Annotated in this window: 20 protein-coding genes; 12 read left to right on the top strand and 8 right to left on the bottom strand. The window is 63.4% G+C overall.

Going from position 1 to position 20,520, the window contains the following annotated elements; genetic code table 11:
- The first annotated feature begins 88 nt into the window (after window positions 1-88).
- Genes C8J33_RS01365 through C8J33_RS01375 form a run of 3 tightly spaced genes read left to right on the top strand, consistent with a single transcriptional unit; the run spans window position 89 to window position 2,659 of the window.
- Window positions 89-724, top strand: a complete 636-nt coding sequence (locus tag C8J33_RS01365) for a DUF1285 domain-containing protein (protein ID WP_132662804.1) — start codon at window positions 89-91, stop codon at window positions 722-724.
- A gap of 25 nt (window positions 725-749) precedes the next feature.
- On the top strand, window positions 750-1,391 hold the full coding sequence (locus C8J33_RS01370) for a CoA pyrophosphatase (RefSeq protein WP_132662805.1): 642 nt from the start codon (window positions 750-752) through the stop codon (window positions 1,389-1,391).
- On the top strand, window positions 1,388-2,659 hold the full coding sequence (locus C8J33_RS01375) for a CCA tRNA nucleotidyltransferase (protein WP_132662807.1): 1,272 nt from the start codon (window positions 1,388-1,390) through the stop codon (window positions 2,657-2,659). Before C8J33_RS01370 ends, C8J33_RS01375 begins: the two co-directional genes overlap by 4 nt.
- Window positions 2,660-2,715: 56 nt before the next feature.
- Here the strand turns inward: C8J33_RS01375 and C8J33_RS01380 are convergent, their stop codons facing one another.
- The gene (locus C8J33_RS01380) at window positions 2,716-2,901 is read right to left on the bottom strand and encodes a DUF1059 domain-containing protein (protein ID WP_092934694.1); all 186 of its coding nucleotides are present in this window, start codon (window positions 2,899-2,901) and stop codon (window positions 2,716-2,718) included.
- Between the two features lie 190 nt (window positions 2,902-3,091).
- Here C8J33_RS01380 and C8J33_RS01385 point away from each other — a divergent pair, with 190 nt between their 5' ends.
- Together C8J33_RS01385 and C8J33_RS01390 are read left to right on the top strand one after the other, a co-directional pair.
- Entirely contained in the window at window positions 3,092-3,571 is a 480-nt protein-coding gene (locus tag C8J33_RS01385) for a DUF4168 domain-containing protein (RefSeq protein ID WP_110799341.1), read from the top strand.
- Window positions 3,572-3,710: 139 nt separating this feature from the next.
- Window positions 3,711-4,256: an adenine phosphoribosyltransferase gene (locus tag C8J33_RS01390; RefSeq protein WP_132447653.1), complete on the top strand. Its 546-nt coding sequence runs from the start codon at window positions 3,711-3,713 to the stop codon at window positions 4,254-4,256.
- A 73-nt stretch (window positions 4,257-4,329) separates the two neighbouring features.
- Here the strand turns inward: C8J33_RS01390 and ychF are convergent, their stop codons facing one another.
- A complete protein-coding gene (gene ychF / locus C8J33_RS01395) occupies window positions 4,330-5,433 on the bottom strand; it encodes a redox-regulated ATPase YchF (protein ID WP_110733914.1) in 1,104 nt (367 codons plus the stop codon).
- Between the two features lie 160 nt (window positions 5,434-5,593).
- Between ychF and C8J33_RS01400 the strand changes: the two genes are divergently transcribed.
- The 3 genes from C8J33_RS01400 (at window position 5,594) to clpS (ending at window position 6,628) form a co-directional block, all read left to right on the top strand.
- Window positions 5,594-5,851, top strand: coding sequence for an AbrB/MazE/SpoVT family DNA-binding domain-containing protein (locus C8J33_RS01400; protein ID WP_110728335.1), 258 nt, complete (start codon window positions 5,594-5,596; stop codon window positions 5,849-5,851).
- Between the two features lie 2 nt (window positions 5,852-5,853).
- A complete protein-coding gene (locus C8J33_RS01405) occupies window positions 5,854-6,249 on the top strand; it encodes a type II toxin-antitoxin system VapC family toxin (protein ID WP_281024614.1) in 396 nt (131 codons plus the stop codon).
- 70 nt (window positions 6,250-6,319) lie between these two features.
- Complete coding sequence (gene clpS / locus C8J33_RS01410) at window positions 6,320-6,628, top strand: ATP-dependent Clp protease adapter ClpS (RefSeq protein ID WP_110799338.1); 309 nt, start codon at window positions 6,320-6,322, stop codon at window positions 6,626-6,628.
- Between the two features lie 37 nt (window positions 6,629-6,665).
- Here the strand turns inward: clpS and pth are convergent, their stop codons facing one another.
- The 4 genes from pth to C8J33_RS01430 form a co-directional block, all read right to left on the bottom strand.
- Window positions 6,666-7,382, bottom strand: a complete 717-nt coding sequence (gene pth, locus C8J33_RS01415; RefSeq protein ID WP_132662809.1) for an aminoacyl-tRNA hydrolase — start codon at window positions 7,380-7,382, stop codon at window positions 6,666-6,668.
- Window positions 7,383-7,515: 133 nt separating this feature from the next.
- Window positions 7,516-8,295 (bottom strand): transporter substrate-binding domain-containing protein, encoded by a 780-nt coding sequence (locus tag C8J33_RS01420; RefSeq protein ID WP_165929704.1) that lies wholly within the window; start codon window positions 8,293-8,295, stop codon window positions 7,516-7,518.
- Window positions 8,296-8,350: 55 nt separating this feature from the next.
- Window positions 8,351-10,723 (bottom strand): putative bifunctional diguanylate cyclase/phosphodiesterase, encoded by a 2,373-nt coding sequence (locus C8J33_RS01425; protein WP_132662812.1) that lies wholly within the window; start codon window positions 10,721-10,723, stop codon window positions 8,351-8,353.
- A 215-nt stretch (window positions 10,724-10,938) separates the two neighbouring features.
- Window positions 10,939-11,589 carry a 50S ribosomal protein L25/general stress protein Ctc gene (locus C8J33_RS01430; protein ID WP_132662813.1) on the bottom strand — a complete coding sequence of 217 codons (651 nt, stop codon included), beginning with the start codon at window positions 11,587-11,589 and terminating at the stop codon, window positions 10,939-10,941.
- Window positions 11,590-11,845: 256 nt separating this feature from the next.
- On the opposite strand from C8J33_RS01430, the gene C8J33_RS01435 reads away from it, so the two are divergent.
- Window positions 11,846-13,954 (top strand): putative bifunctional diguanylate cyclase/phosphodiesterase, encoded by a 2,109-nt coding sequence (locus tag C8J33_RS01435; RefSeq protein ID WP_132662814.1) that lies wholly within the window; start codon window positions 11,846-11,848, stop codon window positions 13,952-13,954.
- A gap of 24 nt (window positions 13,955-13,978) precedes the next feature.
- Here the strand turns inward: C8J33_RS01435 and C8J33_RS01440 are convergent, their stop codons facing one another.
- Window positions 13,979-15,178, bottom strand: coding sequence for a benzoate/H(+) symporter BenE family transporter (locus C8J33_RS01440; RefSeq protein WP_132662815.1), 1,200 nt, complete (start codon window positions 15,176-15,178; stop codon window positions 13,979-13,981).
- A 212-nt stretch (window positions 15,179-15,390) separates the two neighbouring features.
- Here C8J33_RS01440 and C8J33_RS01445 point away from each other — a divergent pair, with 212 nt between their 5' ends.
- The 3 genes from C8J33_RS01445 (at window position 15,391) to C8J33_RS01455 (ending at window position 18,662) form a co-directional block, all read left to right on the top strand.
- Window positions 15,391-16,338, top strand: a complete 948-nt coding sequence (locus tag C8J33_RS01445; RefSeq protein ID WP_132662816.1) for a helix-turn-helix domain-containing protein — start codon at window positions 15,391-15,393, stop codon at window positions 16,336-16,338.
- Between the two features lie 162 nt (window positions 16,339-16,500).
- A complete protein-coding gene (gene adh / locus C8J33_RS01450) occupies window positions 16,501-18,009 on the top strand; it encodes an aldehyde dehydrogenase (protein ID WP_132662817.1) in 1,509 nt (502 codons plus the stop codon).
- A 257-nt stretch (window positions 18,010-18,266) separates the two neighbouring features.
- On the top strand, window positions 18,267-18,662 hold the full coding sequence (locus C8J33_RS01455; RefSeq protein WP_422037281.1) for a DUF779 domain-containing protein: 396 nt from the start codon (window positions 18,267-18,269) through the stop codon (window positions 18,660-18,662).
- 12 nt (window positions 18,663-18,674) lie between these two features.
- On the opposite strand, the gene C8J33_RS01460 is transcribed toward C8J33_RS01455, so the two are convergent.
- Window positions 18,675-20,507 (bottom strand): hypothetical protein, encoded by a 1,833-nt coding sequence (locus C8J33_RS01460; protein WP_132662818.1) that lies wholly within the window; start codon window positions 20,505-20,507, stop codon window positions 18,675-18,677.
- Window positions 20,508-20,520: the final 13 nt, after the last annotated feature.

A 20,520-nucleotide genomic window follows, 5' to 3' on the forward strand; every position in this document is an offset into this window, starting at 1 on the left:
ACGCGAGGCGCACTATCTCGTGAAGCTCATTCTGATAGAACGCAAGATCACTTCATGCCGCACGATCACGGGCAAACGGGACGGAACGATGGCAGCTGCGAAAACGGATGACAAAAGCGATGCTGCCGGTCTCGCAGCGATGATCGCCCGCGCGGCGGGACAGGCCGTTACCATCGAGGGTGCCGCGCCGCGCGGCGTGCCGCCCGTGGAACGCTGGAACCCGCCCTTCTGCGGCGATCTCGACATGGAGATCCGCTCTGACGGAACCTGGTTCTACATGGGCACGCCCATCGGCCGGCCGGCGCTCGTTCGTCTGTTTTCCACCGTTCTGCGCAAGGACGAGGATGGCAAGACCTATCTGGTGACGCCGGTCGAGAAGGTCGGTATCCGCGTGGTGGATGCGCCTTTCCTCGCGGTGGAAATGACGGTGACGCATCGCGATGGCGAGCCCGTCCTGTCGTTTCGGACCAATGTGGGGGATGTCGTGGAAGCGGGGCCGGAGCACCCTCTGCGCTTCGAGATCGCCGGCGAGCATGCCGAGATGAAGCCTTACTTGCATGTGCGGGGTAGGCTGGAGGCGCTGGTGTCGCGGGCCGTGATGTACGATCTCGCAGCGCTTGGCGAGGAGATCGATATCGATGGCGTGCCGACCTTCGCCGTGCGCTCCGGTGGCGCCGTGTTCCCGATGATGCCGGCGGAAACGCTGGCAGCTCTCGCCGAATGATCGCGGGCTGGACGATGACGCTGCCATGACGGATGCCTTCAACACCGATTTCTCCGCCACGGCCTTCCGGAGCCGCGCGGCATCGCAGACCGGCGGGCCGATCGATCTTGCCTGGCGCGATCACGCCGACATCCTGCTCAATCCCGATGTCGTGCCTTACATCGAGACCCTGTCGCTGAAAGACGCCGCCGTGCTGGTGCCCGTGGTGGACGACGGTGCCGATGCGAGGGTGATCTTCACCGAGCGGACAGCGACCTTGCGCAAGCATTCCGGGCAGATCGCCTTTCCCGGTGGTTCGGTCGATCCCGAAGACCGATCGGTCGAGGACGCGGCGCTCCGGGAAACCGAGGAGGAGATCGGCCTCGATCGCGCTTTCATCGAGCCTGTCGCGCGGTTGCCGCATTACATGGCGCTTTCCGGCTTCCGGATCACGCCGGTGCTGGGCATCGTCCGTCCCGGCTACACGCTGTCCCTGAACCCGGCTGAGGTCGCGGCATCCTTCGAAGTGCCGCTGTCCTTCCTGATGAATCCCGACAACCACACCGTCGACAGCGGCATGTGGAAAGGCTCGACACGCCATTATTACGCCATGCCCTATGAGGGGCATCGGATCTGGGGCATCACGGCGGGCATCGTCCGGATGCTGTATGAAAGGCTCTACGCATGACACCTGCCGCACTCTCCGTCACGGATCAACCCTGGTTTCAGGCGCCGGCGCTTCGCCGCGTCTTCGACCTCTTGAATGCGGATGGCGGCGAGGTTCGCGTCGTCGGCGGTGCGGTGCGCAACGCGCTCATGGGTGCCGTGGTCAACGAGGTTGATCTGGCGACGACGTTGACGCCGGATGTGGTGACGGCGCGGGCACAGGCGGCGGGCATCAAGGTGGTGCCGACCGGCATCGCGCATGGCACTGTCACGCTGGTCGTTGATGGCGCGCCCTTCGAGGTCACGACGCTGCGCCGCGACGTCTCCACCGATGGCCGCCACGCCGAGGTCGCGTTCGGGACGGACTGGGCGGTGGATGCGGCGCGGCGGGACCTGACGATGAACGCGCTCTACGCGACGGCATCCGGCGAGGTCATCGACCTTGTGGGCGGTATCGCTGATATCGAACGGGGCATGGTTCGCTTCATCGGTCCGGCGGCGGAACGGGTGGCGGAAGACTATCTGCGTATTCTCCGCTTCTTCCGGTTCTTCGCCTGGTACGGCTCTTTCCGGCCGGATGCGGATGGCTTGCGGGCCTCGGCACAGGCAAAATCGAAGCTTTCAACGCTCTCGGCGGAGCGGGTCTGGGCGGAGCTGAAGAAGCTGCTGTCCGCGAAGGATCCCGGTCGGGCGCTGTTGTGGATGCGGACCTCTGGGGTGCTCACCGAAATCCTGCCGGAAAGCGAGAAATGGGGCATCGACGCCATTCCCGGTCTCGTGGCGACCGAGCAGGCCCTGGGGTGGCCGGTCGATCCGTTGCTGCGGCTGGCAGCCATGGTTCCTCCGGACGCCGACAGGTTGGAGGCGATGGCTGTGCGCCTGCGTTTCTCCAAAGCGGAAGGCGCTGCCCTGCAGGCATTCGCTCTGGCAGGTCCGATCAAGGACGGCATGGCCGAGGCGGCGCTCGACCGGATGCTGTATCGGCAAGGCCCCGGTGGTGTGGTGTTCCGTCTGAAGCTGGCACTTGCTTCCGCACGCCAGAAGGCGGAAGGCGACGGCGATGCGACGGCCGTGGTGGGACGTCTTGGGCGGTTGCTCGACCGGGCGACGGCCTGGCGGAAGCCGGCGTTTCCGGTGAGCGGTAGTGATCTTATTGCGGCTGGCATCTCGCCGGGGCCTGCCATGGGGGCAACGCTGGCAGACCTTGAAGAGGCCTGGATCGCCTCCGGTTTTCGCGAAAGCCGGGAAAGCCTGCTCGCGCGGGTGACGGACGTGCGCCCGGCGCGCTGAGCTCGGACACGAACAAAAGCCGCAGGCCGGATGCCTGCGGCTTTCATCTTATTCGTTCAGGCTGCCTTCGTTTCATCCGCTATACGCGACTTGATGTTGTCGATCATCGTTTCGCGGATCACGTCTTCACCGTGGGCTTGTCGCAAGTGCTCGACCGTGCGCCTCACGATTTCCGCGTCGTTGTCGGCCCGGGTATGCCAGTCGCATCCCGGCACCAGCGCGCCACATTCAAACAGTCTCATCTCTTCCTCTTCCATTTCCTCCTGCCGCTTAACCTCTCGGATGGCGGCTGAGGCAAACCCACGAGATGGACGGATGGTTCCAGAAATCGGCTTATCGTCACATTCTCGCCGGGTGAACCGGTCAGAAGGTGCGCGGGCTGAGAAACGCAACGGACGCACATTGCTTCCCGGAAACACGGAAGGACACTTCATGAACAACCGCCCCACGACACTCCGTACCAAGGCTGCCTCCACCCCCGTCGCATCGTTGACGGCTGCACTCCTCGGTATCCTCGTCGTCCAGTCGCCGGCCTTCGCGCAGGGTGCGGCCGAGCCGCAGGCGACACAACCACGCACGCCACAAGCTGGAGCCTCTCAGGTTCCAGCACCTCAGGCTCAAATTCCCCAAGCGGCGCTCACCGACGAGAAGCTGAAGGCCTTTGCCGTCGCCTATCTTCAGGTCGATAAGGTGCGGCAGGATTATACCCAGAAGATCGGCACCACGACCGATGCGGCGGCCAAGCAGAAGCTGCAGAACGAGGCCAACCAGCAGATGATCAAGGCCGTGGAAACCTCTCCCGGCATGTCGCTGAACGACTACAAGACGATCATCACCGCTGCGCAATCCGACCCGACCGTGGCGCGCAAGGTGCAGGAAAACCTGCAGAAGAACCCCGCTTCAGCCGACTGATCGACACCATTGAACGGTCCGGCTGACGGCCGGACCGTTTCCTTGCGGGATGCCATTTTCGCGAAAAATGCTGTAGGGCCGGGCGGGGTCCGGTGCTAAAGGTTGGCGGTAACAGACCTTTGCGAGGCCTTCCGTTTTCATGACGTCTTCCCTACAGAGCGAGCTTGCCGCCGCCATCCGCACCATCGAGAATTACCCGAAGCCCGGCATTCTCTTTCGCGACATCACCACACTTCTCGGCAATCCCCGAGCGTTTCGTCGCTCGATCGACGAACTCGTGTATCCCTATGCCGGCACCAAGATCGACAAGGTCGCCGGCATCGAGGCGCGCGGCTTCATCCTCGGCGGTGCCGTGGCGCATCAGCTGTCTTCCGGTTTCGTGCCCATCCGCAAGAAGGGCAAGCTGCCGCACGATACGGTGCGCATCGCCTACAGCCTCGAGTATGGCGTGGACGAGATGGAAATGCATCGCGATGCCATCACGCCGGGGGAGAAGGTCATCGTCATCGACGACCTGATCGCCACGGGCGGCACGGCGGAAGGGGCCTGCAAGCTCCTGAAACAGATGGGCGCCGACATCGTCGCCGCCTGCTTCGTCATCGACCTTCCCGATCTCGGCGGCCGCAAGAAGCTCGAAGCGCTCGGCGTCGAGGTTCGCACGCTGGTCGAATTTTCCGGTCACTGACGAGAACGGCCTCAGGCATGTCCGAAGAGGAGATGCCTGAGGCCGTTTTATTCTTGCCGCCGCTTGTCAGCGATTAGGTGTTGAAGCGGAAGTGGATGACGTCGCCGTCCTGCACGACATATTCCTTGCCTTCGTCGCGCGCCTTACCGGCTTCCTTTGCGCCGCTTTCGCCGCCAAACTGAATGTAGTCGTCGAAGGCGATGGTGTTGGCGCGGATGAAGCCGCGTTCGAAATCGGAATGGATGACGCCGGCTGCGGCTGGCGCCTTGATGCCGCGCTCGATGGTCCAGGCGCGCGTTTCCTTCGGGCCGACCGTGAAGTAGGTGATCAGGTCGAGCAGCTTGTAGCCGGCGCGAATGAGACGGTCGAGACCCGCTTCGCTCAGCCCCAGCGCTTCGAGAAATTCCCGCGACTCTTCTTCCGGCAGCTGTGCGACTTCCGATTCGATGGCGGCGGAGATGACCACGGTTTCCGCCCCTTGCGCCTTGGCCATCGCCTCGACGGCACGCGTATGGGCATTGCCGTCGACCGCATCGGCCTCGGCGACGTTGCAGACGTAGAGGACGGGGTGCGAGGTCAGGAGGTTCAGACCCTTGAGTATCAGCAGTTCCTCGGCGTTCAACGTGGACAGCAGCGTGCGGACCGGCTTGCCTTCGTTCAGGAGCTTCAGCGACGCATCCATGATCGGCAGGGCGGCAACCGATTCCTTGTCCTTGGAACTTGCCCGCTTGCGGGTCTGCTCCGTGCGGCGCTCCAGGCTCTCGAGGTCGGCGAGCATCAGCTCGGTCTCGATCGTGTCGGCGTCCGCAACCGGGTCGATCTTGCCCTCGACATGGGTGATGTCGTCGTCCTCGAAGCAGCGCAGCACATGCACCACGGCATCGACTTCGCGGATGTTGGCGAGAAACTGGTTGCCGAGGCCTTCACCTTTCGACGCGCCGCGCACGAGGCCGGCGATGTCGACGAAGGCGATGCGGGTCGGAATGAGCTCCTTGGACTTGGCGATATCGGCCAGCTTGCGCATCCGCGGATCCGGCACGGCGACTTCACCCGTGTTCGGCTCGATGGTGCAGAAGGGATAATTGGCCGCCTGCGCCTGCGCCGTCTTCGTCAGCGCGTTGAACAGCGTGGACTTGCCGACATTCGGCAGACCGACGATACCGCATTTGAAACCCATGGCGTAACGACCCGTCTCTTCTCGTTTTGCAATGCGGTGCCTATGGGCGAAAGCGGCTAAGGGGTCAAGGGGTGGGCTGCCGTCGGCAGGTCCGAGCGCTTGCGCGCCTTGTCGCTTCTGCTGTCTGTGTTACCATCGAACAATGGAAAGGACAGGTGCGATGGTACGGCTTAAAGTCTCGGCAGAAGGGCAGATCACCCTCAAGAAGGAAGTGCTCGAGCATCTCGGCATCGGCCCCGGAGACGAGGTGGATATCGACTTGATGCCGAGCCGCCGGGCATCGCTGCGCGTGATTGGCAAGACGCGGCCGATCGAGAGCCTGTTCGGGATGGTCAAAAACACCACTGGACGGACCTACACGGTCGAAGAGATCAATGAGGCAATCGCGGCGGGGTATGCAGGGGAGGCAGACGACTGAGTATCGTTGTCGACACCAATATTCTTCTGCGGGTGCTGATTGTCGATGATCCCGAGGAAAGTCGTCAGGCGCAGGCGGTGCTGCGTTCGGATTCTGTCGTGCTCACTATACATGCCCTTTGCGAGCTGGATTGGGTTCTGCGTCGCCTCTACAAAAAGAGCCGTTCAGAGGTGATCGAGATCATCCAAGCATTGACGGAAACGCAAGGGATCGTCACGGACAGCGAAACCGTTCATGCAGGTATGTCCTTTCTTTCAAGCGGCGGCGACTTTGCCGATGGCGTTATCGAACGTGATGGGCGGAGGCTGGGCGGTCAGGTGTTTGCCACCTTCGACAAACGCGCCGCTGCCATCATTCGACGGAGTGGCCGGGCGGTGAATCTGCTCGGCCGTGCTTGAAACCAGCTTTATCCGATGTGATATAGCGGCATGCCTGCACCCGGGCCTTTCCGTCAGAAGGCACTTGCCCATGAGCGATGATACCACCACCACGCCGAAGACCGTGACCAAGCCGAAGCTCGATCGGCCGAAGCTCTACAAGATCATTCTCCTGAATGACGACTATACGCCGCGTGACTTCGTCATCATGGTGCTGAAGATCGTCTTCCGGATGAGCGAGGAGACCGGCTACAGGATGATGCTGACCGCCCACAAGATGGGCTCCTGTGTCCTTCTGGTCTGTGCGCGCGATATCGCGGAGACCAAGGCGAAGGAAGCGACGGATCTTGCCAAGGAAGCCGGATTTCCGATGATGCTGACCACCGAGCCGGAAGACTGATCGGGTCATCGCGGCGGCCTTGACCGCTGCGGGCTGATTAATCGTCCTTGTTGCCGAACAGCTTCTTCAGCATGTCCGCCATTGGGCCGGTCGTTGGCAGGATCTTCGGCTGGGCATGATTGCGCGCCGCGCGGATATGGGACTGGCCGGCGGGCTTTCCCTTCTGCGCCGGCTCGGCCGGTGGTGGGCTGCCGGTGGCGAGCGCGAGCTTGTTCATCAGCTGCGAATCCTCGCCCTTGGCCAGCATGTCCGCATTGTCCGCCAGCGCTTCCAGCAGCGGGTCCAGCCAGATCCGGTCGGCCTTGGCGAAATCGCCGAGAACGTGGCGCTCCACCAGTTCCTTGTTACCGGGATGGCCGATGCCGAGGCGGAGGCGACGGTATTCGCGGCCGCAATGGGCGTCCATGGACTTGATGCCGTTATGTCCTCCATGGCCGCCGCCCGTCTTCAGCCGGGCCTTGCCGGGCACCAGATCAAGCTCGTCATAGATGGCGACGACGCTGCCGACGGGAACCTTGTAGAAGCGCATAGCCTCGCCGACGGATTCGCCCGAGAGATTCATGAAGGTTTGGGGCTTCATCAACAGTACGCGCTCGCCGCCGAGGTCGCCTTCTGCAATCTCGGCCTTGAACTTCTTCGACCACGGGGAGAAGGCATGACGGCGATGGATCGCGTCGAGGGCCATGAAGCCGATATTGTGGCGGTTTCCCGCATATTTCGGGCCCGGATTGCCCAGTCCTGCAAAGATCAGCATGTTTCGTCTCGGGTCGGTCGCCGGTTCGGGTGCATGGCCGCTCTTGCCGACGCATGGTGTTAAGCCGATGTCTTGCACCGCGCAGGGCCGTCCGTGTCAAGCCGGTTCGCGATGCGGAGGCGTCGGGACAGCTCTATTTCGGCGAATTTTTGTAGCGACGCTCCATCTCGGCCTGGGTGCCATCGGCGATCAGGCGGTCCAGTACCGCCTGCATGTCGGCGATGGTCCGGTCCGGCACGGCCTTGTTGCAGGCGATGCCCGAGCGTGCCGTTTCCACGTCGAGGATGGCTTCGAGCGGCTGGCCCTGTCCCCGCAACTCATCGAAGGTCTTGCGGGTCAGCAGCACGAGATCGACGCGGCCGGCCAGAAGTTTCTTCAGGGAGAGGTCGATGCTCGGCGCGGTGTCGAGGTGTGGAAATCCCTGGGCGAGAGCGAAGAGTTCACCGCTGTCGTCCTTGTGAACGGCGACGGTGAAAGCCTTGGCGGCCTCGATCGAGTGGGGGCGGGCTTTGCCGCCGGTGCGGCCGATCAGCATGAGGGTATCGATATTCAGCGGCGACACCCATTTGAAGCGCTCAGCGCGTTCCGGCAACAGTGTCGTCGTGAAGACGCAGGTCGCGGGGTCGGTTTCCGCCGTCGCGATCGCGCGGGCCCAGGGAACGATGTCGAGCGTGTAGTCGGGATGGACTTCGGCCATGATGCGGCGAACCTGATCCACCGAGGAGCCCGTGATCTCGCCGTCCTGCGTGAATGCGAAGGGGGGATATTCCTCCGTCAGCATCGTTAGCGTACGGAGGCCCTCAGGCGCTTCGGACGTTTGCGCAAGCGTCGGGGTATTCGGGAGAAGGAGGCCCAGAAGGACCACGCTCGATACCGTCAAACCCCGTGCCTGCCATGATCTCATTCGCTGCATGCCTGCCGTCATTCCTTGTTGCCCTCGCGAGGGCGGCTGTCCTGGTGTGGTCCGTTCAGGCCGTCGTCGCCTTGGCTTCCGAGTTGCTTTCCAGCATTTTCAGCATCTCGCCGATCGGCATCGGCTTGCTGAAGAAGTAGCCTTGGCCATAGTCGATGCCGAGCTTCTTTAGAAGCTCCCAGTCCTCGAGCGTCTCGATGCCCTCGGCAACCGTGTCGTATCCCATCTGGTTGGAGATGGTGCGGATGCCTTTGATGAGCATGCGGCTCTTCCGGCGGACGTCCACCTCATCGGCCGTCAGCGACCGCGTGAAGGACTGGTCCACCTTGACGATATCGACGGGGAAGCGGTTGAGGTAGCTGAGCGACGAATAGCCGGTGCCGAAATCGTCGAGTGCGATCCGGCAGCCGAATTCGCCGAGCTGCTTCAGCACGGCATGAACATCCGGGCTGTCGAGCATAAGGACGGCTTCCGTGATTTCGATCACGATGCGGCTCGGTGCGATGTGGTTCTTCAGAAGCAGCGCCGCGAGTTTGTGGGGCAGAGTGGTCTCGAACTGCATCGGCGAGAAGTTGACCGCGAGATAGGTCTCGCCGGTGCCTTCCAGACGCGAGATGACGGCGAGATGGCCGATGGCTTTCTCCAGAATGCGCTCGCCGATACGGCCGATCGTGCCGGTTTCCTCGGCGATGCCGATGATGCGGGCGGGGGCGAGAATGCCCTTTTCCGGATGGTTCAGTCGCATCAGCGCTTCGAAGCCAACGATGCGGCCATCGCTCATGCCGACGATCGGCTGGAGATAGGCCTCGAACCAGTCCTCGCGCAGGCCGGCCTCGATATACTGGGCGATCTCGTGGCGTTCGCGTGCGGCGTCGAGCATGGAGGTGTCGAACATCTGCTTGCCGTTCTTGCCGCCGTGCTTGCGCGCATACATGGCGATGTCGGATTTCAGCAGGAGATCCGAGGCGTTTTCGGCATGGATCGGGTAGAGCGCGATGCCGATGCTGCAGCTGACCGACAGTTCGGTGCCGCGCACAATGATCGGTTCGGCAAGACCTGCACAGATGTCGTCGCCGATATCGCTTGCCAGCGTCTCGACATTCTCGCCGTTGATGAGGATGGCGAACTCGTCGCCACCGATGCGCGACATCGTGTCTTCCGGCCGCAGGTTGGCGCGAATACGGGACACGACCTGCCGCAGGACTTCGTCTCCGACAGCGTGGCCGAAATTATCGTTGATCCATTTGAAGCGATCGAGATCGATGAAGACGCAGGCGAGTTCGCCCGACCGCTCGTCGGCCTTGCGAATGCCCGCATCCAGTGCCGCCTCGAAGCCCTGACGGTTCAGGAGGCCAGTCAGATGGTCCGTCGTGGCCTGCACGTGATTGCGGCTTTCGGCCTGCTTCAGCGCGGTGATATCGGTCATGACGGCGAGGGCGGCGTCCTCGGTCTGGCCGTGGCCGAGCGTCATGGTTTCCTGGATCAGCACGGTCATCGTCTCGCCGTTCGCCTTCACGAAGGGGACGGTGACCTCGCAGGTGCTCTGAAGGCCGGCGGCGATGCGGCGTTCGCGATAGGCCGCGTGGGCCGAAGGTTCGATGAGGTCCGAAAACAGGCGGTCGATGACGGCTTCCCGCCCATAGCCCGTCTTGCTCAGCCAGAAATTGCTGACGGCGACGATCCTGTCTTCCAGATCGATCGAGAACAGCATGGCCGGGGTCAGGTTGTAGATCTCGGTGGAGCGGGCATGGGCACGGCGAAGGGCGTTCTGCTCGTTTTCCAGACGGCTCTGCATCTCGTTGAACTTGAGCACGAGCGCGCCCATCTCGTCGTCCGATTCCCATTCCACCCTCTGGCGCGACCCGAACAGGCGGCTCATCTCGATGGCGGCGGTCAGGCGCAGGAGCGGGCGGATGACGGTGATGCGGTTGCCGACGATGGCGGCGATGAACACCACCGCGATGGCGACGATGAGAATGGAGAAGATGACGAGTTCGTCATTGCCGAAGCGGGTCAGGAGGCCGTCGGTCCGCACGTGCAGCTCGACCGTTCCCACGGACTTCCTGCCCGTCGGGGCGTAATAGACGATGTCGCGTGACAGGACCGAATGCGGCGCCGCGGTTTCGTTGTCCGTGGCGGGATAGGCTGCCGAGAGGCCGGCCGACGTGCCGGTGACCTTGACGAAGGCAATGTTCCCGTCGGCGGCGAGCGCACGCGCGATCTGGTTCATGGCTTCCGTATCGAAGTCCCAGAGCGGTTTTGCCAGAGCTTTCGATCCGGCATCCAGCATGACCTCGGCATTGGCAAGATGCTCGCGCTCGATGCGTCCGGAGGAAAGGTAGAGGAAGAGGACGATCAGCGGCGCGACGAACACCAGCATGGCGCCGCAGACGATCGCGACGAAGCGATGTTCCACAGAATGCATCATTGTGCTGCCCCTAAAAACGCCTGCGCCATCGCCCGTTCCCTGCACAGTGCAGCATGATGAAGCACGCCGCACGACCTGCGGCAACATGATCATAAAAGCATTAAATGTTATTGAAGCGATGGAGTCCGGACGGAATACAAAAAGGCCCGCCTGCGGGGTGCAGACGGGCCTTTCGATGAGGCAGTGGTGCTCGTAAACTTAACCGGAGTTAAGGTTTACTCAGCGTTACCTTCGCTCGCAGCATCACCGGCAGCTTCGCCAGCCGGTGTACCTTCTTCTTCTTCGGCCGTCAGGACGTCCGGAGCAGCGATCGTAGCAACCGTGAAGTCACGGTCGATGATCGTCAGCGTGGCGTTCTCGGGCAGCGTGATGTCCGAGATGTGGATGCCGTCGCCGATCTTGGAAAGGCCGCTGAGGTCGACGGTGATGGCTTCCGGGATCGCGTTCGCGGGAACGACCAGTTCGATCGTGTGACGGACGATGTTCAGAACGCCGCCATTCTTGATGGCAGCGGACTTGTCTTCATTTTCGAAGTGAACCGGCACTTCGACGGTGACGACGCTGTTCTTCGACACGCGCAGGAAGTCGACATGCATGGTGAAATCGCGCACCGGATCGAGCTGGTAGTCCTTCGGGAGGACCTGGATCTTCTCGCCGTTGACGTCGATCGTGGCAACCGTGGTCATGAAACCGCCGGCATGGATGTGACGTGTGACTTCCTTCGTGGACAGGGCGATGGAAATCGGTGTCTGCTTGTCACCGTAGATGACAGCAGGAATAAGACCGTTGCGGCGAAGTTCACGGGAGGACCCCTTACCAACCCGTTCGCGCGTTTCGGCCTTGAGCTCGTAAGTTGCGTTGCTCATGGCAGTACCTTTCTTGTTGTGAAGCATTCGCAGGGCGCAATGGCCTTGCGAATTGAGGTTTTGAGGCCTCATCCGCGTTTGCCTCCAAGGGTGTCTGCGCGGACGCGCGTCCATAACGGAGAACGCCCGGAATTGCAATGCTTCGCGCTCCGCGGCCGTTCAGAGGTCGCTAACCGTTTCAAGAGAACGGGTCGGAGTATTAACGGCCTGAGGGGGGAGGGCATGTCAGGTGTGGGCCGTCTCTCATAGGTGTTTCATGCTGACATTTATTACCTGCGTGACGAACGACCATGCATATCCTCTGCTGGTGGCGGCGCTCGTCGTCTGCGTTCTCGGCTCCGTCCTGACGATGCGGCTTTACGCCCGCGTGCGGCGGACGCAAGGCGTCCAGAAGCTGAACTGGCTGTTTCTTTCGGGATGCATCGGCGGCTCGACGATCTGGTCGACGCATTTCATCGCGATGCTCAGCTACCGGATGCCGCTCGATCACGCTTATGATCCGCTGACGACGCTGTGGTCGCTGGCCATCGCGGTCGGCTTCACGCTGTTCGGCTTTGCCGTCACCGCCGGGCGGCAGACCGGCGCCACCATCGAGGTCGGCGGCGGCATCGTCGGGCTGGGTATCGTCTCCATGCACTATGTTGGGATGGCTGCACTGCTCGTTGCGGGCGTCAAGACGTGGGACACGGTGCTGACGATTGCGGCCGTCGTGCTGTCCGTCGGCTTCGGTGCCGTTGCCACCAACCGCATTGCGCGGCCGGTCACCCGTTTCTGCAAATATGGCGGTGCCGCCGGCCTCATCCTTGCGATCCTCTCGCTGCATTTCACGGCGATGACGGGTATGACGGTTTCCCCGGACCCTACGATCTCGATCCCTGCAATGGCGGTGGAGGAGAGCGTGCTGGCCGCAATGGTCCTTCTGATCATGACCGTCATGATGGCGCTCGGCGCCTCCGCCTATGTGATCGACCTGAACTCCAGCCAGATCGCCGCGGAACGCTACCGTCATCTCTCGTCGCACGATGCCTTGACCGGTTTGCCGAACCGGCAGGCGCTTCACGAGCATGTCGGCGAAGCGATGCGGCAGCCGCGCGACGATACGGAGCGTCTGGCTCTGGTGGTCATCGGCATCAACCGGTTCAAGGACGTGAACGATGCCCATGGTCAGGCCGTCGGCGACCGCGTGTTGCGGGCAATTGCAGAAGGGGTGTCCGTCATCCTGCAACCGGGCGAATTTCTCGCGCGGGTCGGCGGCGATGAGTTCGTGGCCGTTCGAGACTGCTTCTTCATGAAGGCCGATGCAAAGGAATTCGCGGAGCGGATCCTCAGCGCCGTCAGCCTGCCGATGGATCTCGAAGGGCAGGCGTTCCGTGTGACGGCGAGTTCCGGTATCGCGCTCTTTCCCGGTTCGGCCCAGACCGCCATCGACCTTGTGGCGCAGGCGGATCTCGCCATGCACCGGGCCAAGGTCAACGGCGCGGGCGCGGTGCGGTTCTACAAGCCGAGCATGGATACGGCCACGCGCGACCGTAGCCTCCTGTCGATCGACCTTCATCAATCCATCGATCGTGGTGAACTCGAACTCTACTACCAGCCGCAGAACGATACGCTGAGCCGCGATATCATCGGCTACGAGGTTCTCCTGCGCTGGCGTCACCCGACGCGGGGCATGGTGTCGCCCGCCGAGTTCATTCCGCTGGCGGAGCGGACGGGATTCATCCAGACGCTCGGCGACTGGGTGCTGGAGACCGCTTGCCGGGAAGCGTCATCCTGGGCGCAGCCGCTGCGCATTGCCGTCAACGTCGCCCCTGCCCAGCTGGCGGACGTGGCTCTGCCGCACCGGGTGCGCGACATTCTTATTCAGACAGGACTTCCGGCCGACCGTCTCGAACTCGAGATCACCGAAACCGGTATCATCGGCGACCAGCAGCACGCCCTGCACATCATCCGGCAGTTGAAGGCCATGGGCGTGAAGATCGCCATGGACGACTACGGCACCGGCTATTCCTCTCTATCGACGCTGCAGAACTTCCCGTTCGACAAGATCAAGATCGATCGCAGCTTCGTTGACGGCATCGGCCGCAGCCGGCCCGCCGAGGCGATCGTGCGCTCGACCATCATCCTGGCACGCAGCCTCGATATTCCCGTTCTTGCCGAAGGGGTGGAGACCGAGGAGCACATGACCTTCCTGCGCGGCGAGGGGTGTCTGCAGGTTCAGGGCTTTCTGTTCGGAAGGCCTCAGCCGCTGTCCGACATCAAGACCGCCGTGATGACAGCCGTCGAGATCGCCCCACCTGCGGACGCCGAGATCGCCCCACCTGCGGACGCCGAGATCGTCCACCTTCCCCAGGCGACGGCCGCCTGACGATTTCAGGCGGATGGACGCAGTTCAGGAGGGGCGCGAAGACGTACCGCGTCCGGACCTGATATGGCCGAGGAACAGCATGAGCCCGCCCGCGACAATGCCCCAGAAGGCGCCGGAGATGCCGGCAAAGCTGACGCCGGACGCCGTGACGAGGAAGGTAATGGCCGCGCCGTCCCGGCTTTCCGCGTCCTTGAACGCGGCGGACGCCGATGCCGCGAAGGCGCCGATCAGTGCGAGGCCCGCCACCGCCTGGATGAGCACCGGCGGCGCCAAGCCGACGAGCAGGGTCACGGTGGCCGCGAGAAGCCCGAAGACGATGTAGAAAATGCCAGCGATGATGGCCGACCAGTAGCGCCGCGCGGGGTCTGCGTGCGAATCCGGGCCGGCACACATGGCCGCCGTGATGGCCGCGAGGTTGACGGCGTGACCGCCGAAGGGGACGGCGAAGAGGGAGAAGATGCCGGTTGCGGCAAAGAGCGGGCCCGGCTCCGGTGCGTAGCCGTGGACTTTCAGCACTGCGATGCCCGGAATGTTCTGCGACGCCATGGTGACGACGAACAGGGGCAGGGCGATGGAGACGAGCCCTGCGAGGGTGAAGACCGGCATGACGAACACCGGCTGCGGGACAAGCGTTGCGACAACGCGGTTCATCGTGCCCGGGGGAATGTCGATGCCGAAGATGATGACGAGGGTGAAGGCGAGAAGGGCGGCCGGCACCGCGAGCAGCCGGTTGAACGTTCCGGCGATCGCCCAGGCCAACACGATCGGCAGGCCGAGTGCGGGATCGGCGCCGACCGCCTTCACCGGAGCGAAGCAGAGCGAGAGGAGCACGCCCGCGAGCATGGCGTTTGCGAGCGGTGCCGGGATCATGGCGACAAGTCGGCCGAGCGGGCGCCAGAGGCCGGCGATCACGATCATGATGCCGCAGAGCACGAAGCCGCCGGCGGCGGCCGGAAATCCGCCGGCGATCGCGCCGGAACTGGCGATCAGGGCTGCGCCCGGCGTCGACCAGGCGATGCTGATGGGCAGGCGGGTCCAGACGCTCAAAAGGATCGCGAGGATGCCCATCGAGACCGACAGGGCCATCAGCCCGGATGCCGCCTCGGCTTCCGTCGCACCCACGGCCGACAGTCCGTGCAGGATGACGGCGAAGGAACTGGCAAAGCCGACAAAGGCGGTGAGGAGCCCCATGAACAGGCTCTGGAGAGAGATGTCGCGCAGCATGATGGTCCGTCGGAAAGCAGAGGAGGAGGCTGGCCCTTGCGGGCATGGTGTCCTTTCGCTGTAGCAAGTTGGAAGCTGTGAGAACACATGCCGACGCGAAATTTCCCGAGCGGGCTTTCTTCGTCACCGCGAGAGTGCGTGCCAGCCCGGCATGGACGTTTCCCGAAATCCCGTTATAGTACCGTTACCGTCAGCTTTCGGGAGGAGAGCGGATGAACCATTCGGATCACGTTCAGGCCGTGGCGCATCATGCGTCGGCGGCAGCCAGTTCGCCCGTTGCCGCCTCGTGGCGGCGATGCATGACCGTGCACGGCCTTTCTCCGGAAGAGGCACGGTCGCCGATGCGGCTCGACGAGCGGGCGTTTCGTTTCGCGCGCGAGGAAAGCGGAGCTCTGCTCGAAGAGGCGCGGGGCGAAATCGACCGGCTGTTTGCGACCGTCGGGAAGGCGGGGTGCTGCCTGCTCCTGACCGACGGGAACGGGGTCGCGCTGGAGCGGCGGGGTGCGGCCGGCGACGACGATGATTTTCGCGGCATCGGCCTCTGGTCCGGCACGCTGTGGAGCGAGGCGAGCGTTGGCACCAACGGCATCGGCACGGCGATTGCCGACGAGCGGCCGATCGTCATCTATCGCGACCAGCATTTCCTCAGCCGCAACACGGGCCTTTCCTGCGCCACCGCGCCGATCCGCGACCATCGCGGCCGCGTGACCGCGGCGATCGATATTTCCACCTGCCGCGAGGATGCCGGGGAAATGGCGATGAGCATTCTCTCGCAAGCGGTGCGGGACGCTGCCGCGCGGATCGAATCGAACCTCTTCCATCGCGCCTTTCGCGGCCATCGCGTGCTTTTGGTGCCGGCGGAAGGCAAGGCGAGCCCGGCGCTGCTCGCCATCGATCGAGACGACCTCGTGCTCGGTGCGACGCGGGCGGCCCGACTGACGCTGGGGATCGACGATCTCAGGATCGCCGCCGGCATTCCTGCCTCCGACCTTCTGCACGACCGCCCCTCGGGCGAGCACGAGAACCTCGATGATGCGGAACGGGCGGCGTTGCGCCGGGTGCTGTCGCGCGCCGGCGGCAATGTGTCGGCGGCTGCCGAATGCCTCGGCATCAGCCGCGCGACGCTCTACCGGAAGATGAAGAAGCTCTCGATCGATTGAGATACCAGACGTTTGCGCGCTGCAGCACGGGTTGCAGCGCACGCGTGTCGCAGATGTGAGACAGTCGCGCGGGGCGATCGGCTCATCCCCCCTTTTGCCGCGGAATGTTCCGGCGCAGGGTCTCCCCCAGACAGAGGTAGCTGTCCCTTGGAGGAGACCCACATGCTGCACCAGAAGATCGTCGAGAACCCGTTCAAGCAGAAGTACGGCAACTTTATCGGGGGCGCATGGCGCGATGCCGCGAGCGGCCGCGCGTTCGACAACACCACGCCCATCACCGGCGGTGTGCTGTGCCAGATCGCCCGTTCGGAAGCCGCCGACGTGGAGCTGGCGTTGGACGCCGCGCACGCCGCAAAGGACAAATGGGGCCGGACCTCGACCACCGAGCGCGCCAATATCCTGATGAAGATCGCGCAGCGCATGGAAGACAATATGGAGCTTCTGGCGCGGGCGGAAACCTGGGACAACGGCAAGCCGCTGCGGGAAACCATGGCAGCCGACATGCCGCTCGCCATCGACCATTTCCGATACTTCGCCTCCTGCGTCCGGGCCCAGGAAGGCACGATCGGCGAGGTGGACCGCGACACCATCGCCTATCACTTCCACGAGCCGCTCGGCGTCGTCGCGCAGATCATCCCGTGGAACTTTCCAATTCTCATGGCCGCCTGGAAGCTTGCACCGGCGCTCGCTGCCGGCAATTGCGTCATCCTGAAGCCTGCCGAGCAGACGCCGGCCTCCATCCTCGTCTGGGCCGAGCTGATCGCCGACCTGCTGCCGCCGGGCGTGCTCAACATCGTCAACGGCTTCGGTCTCGAGGCCGGCAAGCCGCTGGCGACCAATCCGCGCATCAACAAGGTGGCCTTCACCGGGGAGACCTCCACGGGCCGGCTGATCATGCAATATGCCAGCCAGAACCTCATTCCCGTCACGCTGGAGCTGGGCGGAAAGTCGCCGAACATCTTCTTCGAAGACGTGATGCGCGAGGATGACGACTATCTCGACAAGGCGCTCGAAGGGTTCGTCATGTTCGCGCTGAACCAGGGCGAGGTGTGCACCTGCCCGAGCCGTGCGCTGATCCACGAGAAGATCTATGATCGCTTCATGGAGAAGGCGCTGAAGCGCGTCGCCGCCATCAAGCAGGGCAACCCGCTCGATATGTCGACCATGATCGGCGCGCAGGCCTCCAGCGAGCAGCTGGAAAAGATCATGTCCTACATGGACATCGGCCGGCAGGAGGGCGCAGAGGTGCTGATCGGCGGCGAGCGCAACACACTGGAAGGCGAACTGGCGGGCGGTTTCTACGTGAAGCCGACCGTGTTCAAGGGCCATAACAAGATGCGGGTGTTCCAGGAGGAAATCTTCGGCCCCGTGGTTTCCGTCACCACCTTCAAGGACGATGCGGAAGCCCTGGAGATCGCCAACGACACGCTCTACGGCCTCGGTTCGGGCGTATGGAGCCGGGATGCGAACCGTTGCTACAACTTCGGCCGCAATATCCAGGCCGGCCGCGTCTGGACGAATTGCTACCATGCCTATCCCGCCCACGCGGCCTTCGGCGGCTACAAGCAGTCCGGCATCGGGCGCGAGACGCACAAGATGATGCTCGACCACTACCAGCAGACCAAGAATATGCTGGTCAGCTACAGCCCGAAGGCGCTCGGCTTCTTCTGAGCAGCGGGATCACGGAATCAGGAAACACCATCTCCCGGCTCGCCGGGAGATGGGTACGAACGGTTTCGCTCAGCCGTGATGGACGACCAGTGCCAACGCGCTCCAGAGCAGAAGCGACAGGCTCATGCAGCTCAGATAGCACTCCGTGCGATATGACATGATGTGATCCTCCCAAACCCTGGCAGCAAGTATGACACAATGATGAACGGTCGGTCACTCGCTAAATTTAGGAATTCCTCATAAAGGACGACATCCACATGCAGGGCGTTATCGTCGGTGATATGCCGGACGGGCAGAAGCGGGTTCTGGCGACGGAGGCGGCGCTTGCCTTCATCGAGGAGATCCGCCTCGACCATCCCGACATCCTGTTCCATCAGTCGGGCGGTTGCTGCGACGGCTCCTCACCCATGTGCTATCCGGCGGACGACTATATCGTCGGCGACCATGACGTGCGCCTCGGCGAGATCGGCGGCGTGCCGGTCTATATCAGCGGCAGCCAGTTCAAGGTCTGGAAGCACACGCAGCTGATCATCGACGTCGTTCCCGGACGCGGCGGCATGTTCTCGCTCGACAATGGTCGCGAGCGGCGGTTTCTCACGCGCTCGCGTCTGTTTTCCGGCGGGGAGGCTTGCGCCGTTCCCGCCCGCAACTGAGCGGACGAGTGCTCACGGGATGACGCGGAAGATCTTCAGCGCCGGATGGTCCGGCGTTGTGACAGGCTGGAGGTAGGCGGGAACGATACCCCTGCCGAGTGTCGCATAGAGCCCGTCGGGCGCACGCTCCGCGATCAGGCTTGTCTGGCCGTCCTCGGCGCAAAAAGCGAGCAGGGTGACGCCATCGCGGATCAGCAGATCTTTCCCCACCTCCGTCGAGCCAAGGCCGATGTTGAGTTCCGCCAGCATGCCGGCCGGGTTGCGATGATAGGGTGCGGTGAGCACGCGGTGATGCGTAAAACGCAAAATGGACGCGCCGAGGTTGGAGGCCGCCGCGACGACGCCCGCCGGCTCATCGGCCAGAGGCGCGATCGCATCGCGCGCGACGCAGGCGCTCTGCTCCATCCCCGCCATGACCGTGTCGTCCGTACCCGCAACCTTCGCCACGGCTGCCGAAGCGACCGCCCAGACGCTCGGGATCGAGACCAGCATCAGCCCGGCAAAGGCGAGTTCCGCGCCGATCGTCTTCGGTTCGTGGTGCGCGCGGGTGCGAAGGTCTGAAACGGCAAGAGATAACGGGAAGATCGACAGGAAGTTGAGAAAGGTCGTGCCGCGGATCTGCAGCATGCTGATCGCGAGGGTGGGAAGGCAGAGCGCGAGAAAGACGAGATGCAGCTCCCTCCGGTCGTTTCGCCAGATGCGGATGAGGCAGACGATGATGGCAATGGTGCCTGCCGCAAAGCCGAAGCCGAGATAGGACGGCATCGCCTGCACCATCTGCACGATCGACTGCGCTTCCTGCACCCTCTCCAGCCACAGGGTCTTGAGAAGCGGATCGAGCGAGGCGAGCGGGTTCTGCAGACATTGCGGCGCGATCGACACTGTGACGGCGGCAACGACGGCGCCTGACGCCGCAAGGGCGAGAATTCGTGCGTTCCGCGAACGCCGGCTGGTGGAGCGTGCGGAGAGATAGAGCGCGAGGCCGCCCGCGGTCGCGATGGTGAAGAAGCCGAGCGAGAGGTTGTCGCAGGTGACCATCGCATAGAGGCGCGGTGGCGTTGTGGCGAGGAAGGCGGCTGCGACCGTGGCGGCGAGCGACAGGCCGAAGGCCCTGGCGGCCCCATCCATCGGCTCGCCATGCCACGCCCAGCGGAGCGCGACGACGATACCGGCAATCGCCACCAGTGGGGTGGTTTCCACGCCGACCGCGACGGCGAGCCCAGCCATGACGCCTGCGAGGGCATGGCCGCTCCTCTGGCCGAGAGGGTCGGTGAGACCCGCTATCAGCAGGGCGATCAGGGCGAGCTGCACGTTGTGATGGTCGATATTTCCCGGCTGGAAGCGTACATTGCTGATCAGCGACAGGACGATGAGAACGAGACCGATCATCATGGTCTGGCGTCCGCCGATGTTTGAGCACGCTTTTGCCACGCCGATGACGACGGGGACGATCAACAGGATCGGCCAGAGGAAGAGCGCGGCGGCCTCGCTTGGCTCCGGCTGCAGAAACAGGCCGAAGACAGCGATCAGCCCGGCAATCGGAAGATCCACAAGGCGCGACCAGTGCATCAAGGTGCCGCCGTCGAGGCCGAGGCGGTACTGCATCATGTCGAACCAGCCCTGACCGGCGAGAAAATCCCTGACCTCGACGAGGCGCATGGCGTCGTCATTGTCCGCGCCGACATAATCCGTGGCCCTGATGCCGGCGACGACGGAGGCGATGGCGACGACAAGAATGGCGAGGAGGACCGCGACCCAGGGCGCATGTGTCCATGCCCGTTTCGTCTTGGGCGATGTATCTGCTGCGGGTTCGGCGTTGCGGAGGTCGGGTTCGGAAAGGGTCACGGCAGGAGGTCTC

It is taken from the genome of Rhizobium sp. PP-CC-3G-465, from assembly GCF_004343445.1.
GTDB classification, from domain to species: Bacteria; Pseudomonadota; Alphaproteobacteria; order Rhizobiales; family Rhizobiaceae; genus Ferranicluibacter; species Ferranicluibacter rubi.

What these genes read in the sequence shown, in the direction of transcription:
- clpS (WP_110799338.1), top strand. Translation starts at nt 6,320, where the DNA reads ATGAGCGATGATACCACCACCACGCCGAAGACCGTGACCAAGCCGAAG.
- C8J33_RS01380 (WP_092934694.1), bottom strand. Translation starts at nt 2,901, where the DNA reads ATGAGACTGTTTGAATGTGGCGCGCTGGTGCCGGGATGCGACTGGCAT.
- C8J33_RS01455 (WP_422037281.1), top strand. Translation starts at nt 18,267, where the DNA reads ATGCAGGGCGTTATCGTCGGTGATATGCCGGACGGGCAGAAGCGGGTT.
- adh (WP_132662817.1), top strand. Translation starts at nt 16,501, where the DNA reads ATGCTGCACCAGAAGATCGTCGAGAACCCGTTCAAGCAGAAGTACGGC.
- C8J33_RS01365 (WP_132662804.1), top strand. Translation starts at nt 89, where the DNA reads ATGGCAGCTGCGAAAACGGATGACAAAAGCGATGCTGCCGGTCTCGCA.
- C8J33_RS01430 (WP_132662813.1), bottom strand. Translation starts at nt 11,589, where the DNA reads ATGAGCAACGCAACTTACGAGCTCAAGGCCGAAACGCGCGAACGGGTT.
- C8J33_RS01385 (WP_110799341.1), top strand. Translation starts at nt 3,092, where the DNA reads ATGAACAACCGCCCCACGACACTCCGTACCAAGGCTGCCTCCACCCCC.
- C8J33_RS01440 (WP_132662815.1), bottom strand. Translation starts at nt 15,178, where the DNA reads ATGCTGCGCGACATCTCTCTCCAGAGCCTGTTCATGGGGCTCCTCACC.
- C8J33_RS01435 (WP_132662814.1), top strand. Translation starts at nt 11,846, where the DNA reads ATGCTGACATTTATTACCTGCGTGACGAACGACCATGCATATCCTCTG.
- C8J33_RS01390 (WP_132447653.1), top strand. Translation starts at nt 3,711, where the DNA reads ATGACGTCTTCCCTACAGAGCGAGCTTGCCGCCGCCATCCGCACCATC.
- pth (WP_132662809.1), bottom strand. Translation starts at nt 7,382, where the DNA reads ATGCTGATCTTTGCAGGACTGGGCAATCCGGGCCCGAAATATGCGGGA.
- C8J33_RS01425 (WP_132662812.1), bottom strand. Translation starts at nt 10,723, where the DNA reads ATGATGCATTCTGTGGAACATCGCTTCGTCGCGATCGTCTGCGGCGCC.
- C8J33_RS01400 (WP_110728335.1), top strand. Translation starts at nt 5,594, where the DNA reads ATGGTACGGCTTAAAGTCTCGGCAGAAGGGCAGATCACCCTCAAGAAG.
- C8J33_RS01375 (WP_132662807.1), top strand. Translation starts at nt 1,388, where the DNA reads ATGACACCTGCCGCACTCTCCGTCACGGATCAACCCTGGTTTCAGGCG.
- ychF (WP_110733914.1), bottom strand. Translation starts at nt 5,433, where the DNA reads ATGGGTTTCAAATGCGGTATCGTCGGTCTGCCGAATGTCGGCAAGTCC.
- C8J33_RS01420 (WP_165929704.1), bottom strand. Translation starts at nt 8,295, where the DNA reads ATGCAGCGAATGAGATCATGGCAGGCACGGGGTTTGACGGTATCGAGC.
- C8J33_RS01370 (WP_132662805.1), top strand. Translation starts at nt 750, where the DNA reads ATGACGGATGCCTTCAACACCGATTTCTCCGCCACGGCCTTCCGGAGC.
- C8J33_RS01445 (WP_132662816.1), top strand. Translation starts at nt 15,391, where the DNA reads ATGAACCATTCGGATCACGTTCAGGCCGTGGCGCATCATGCGTCGGCG.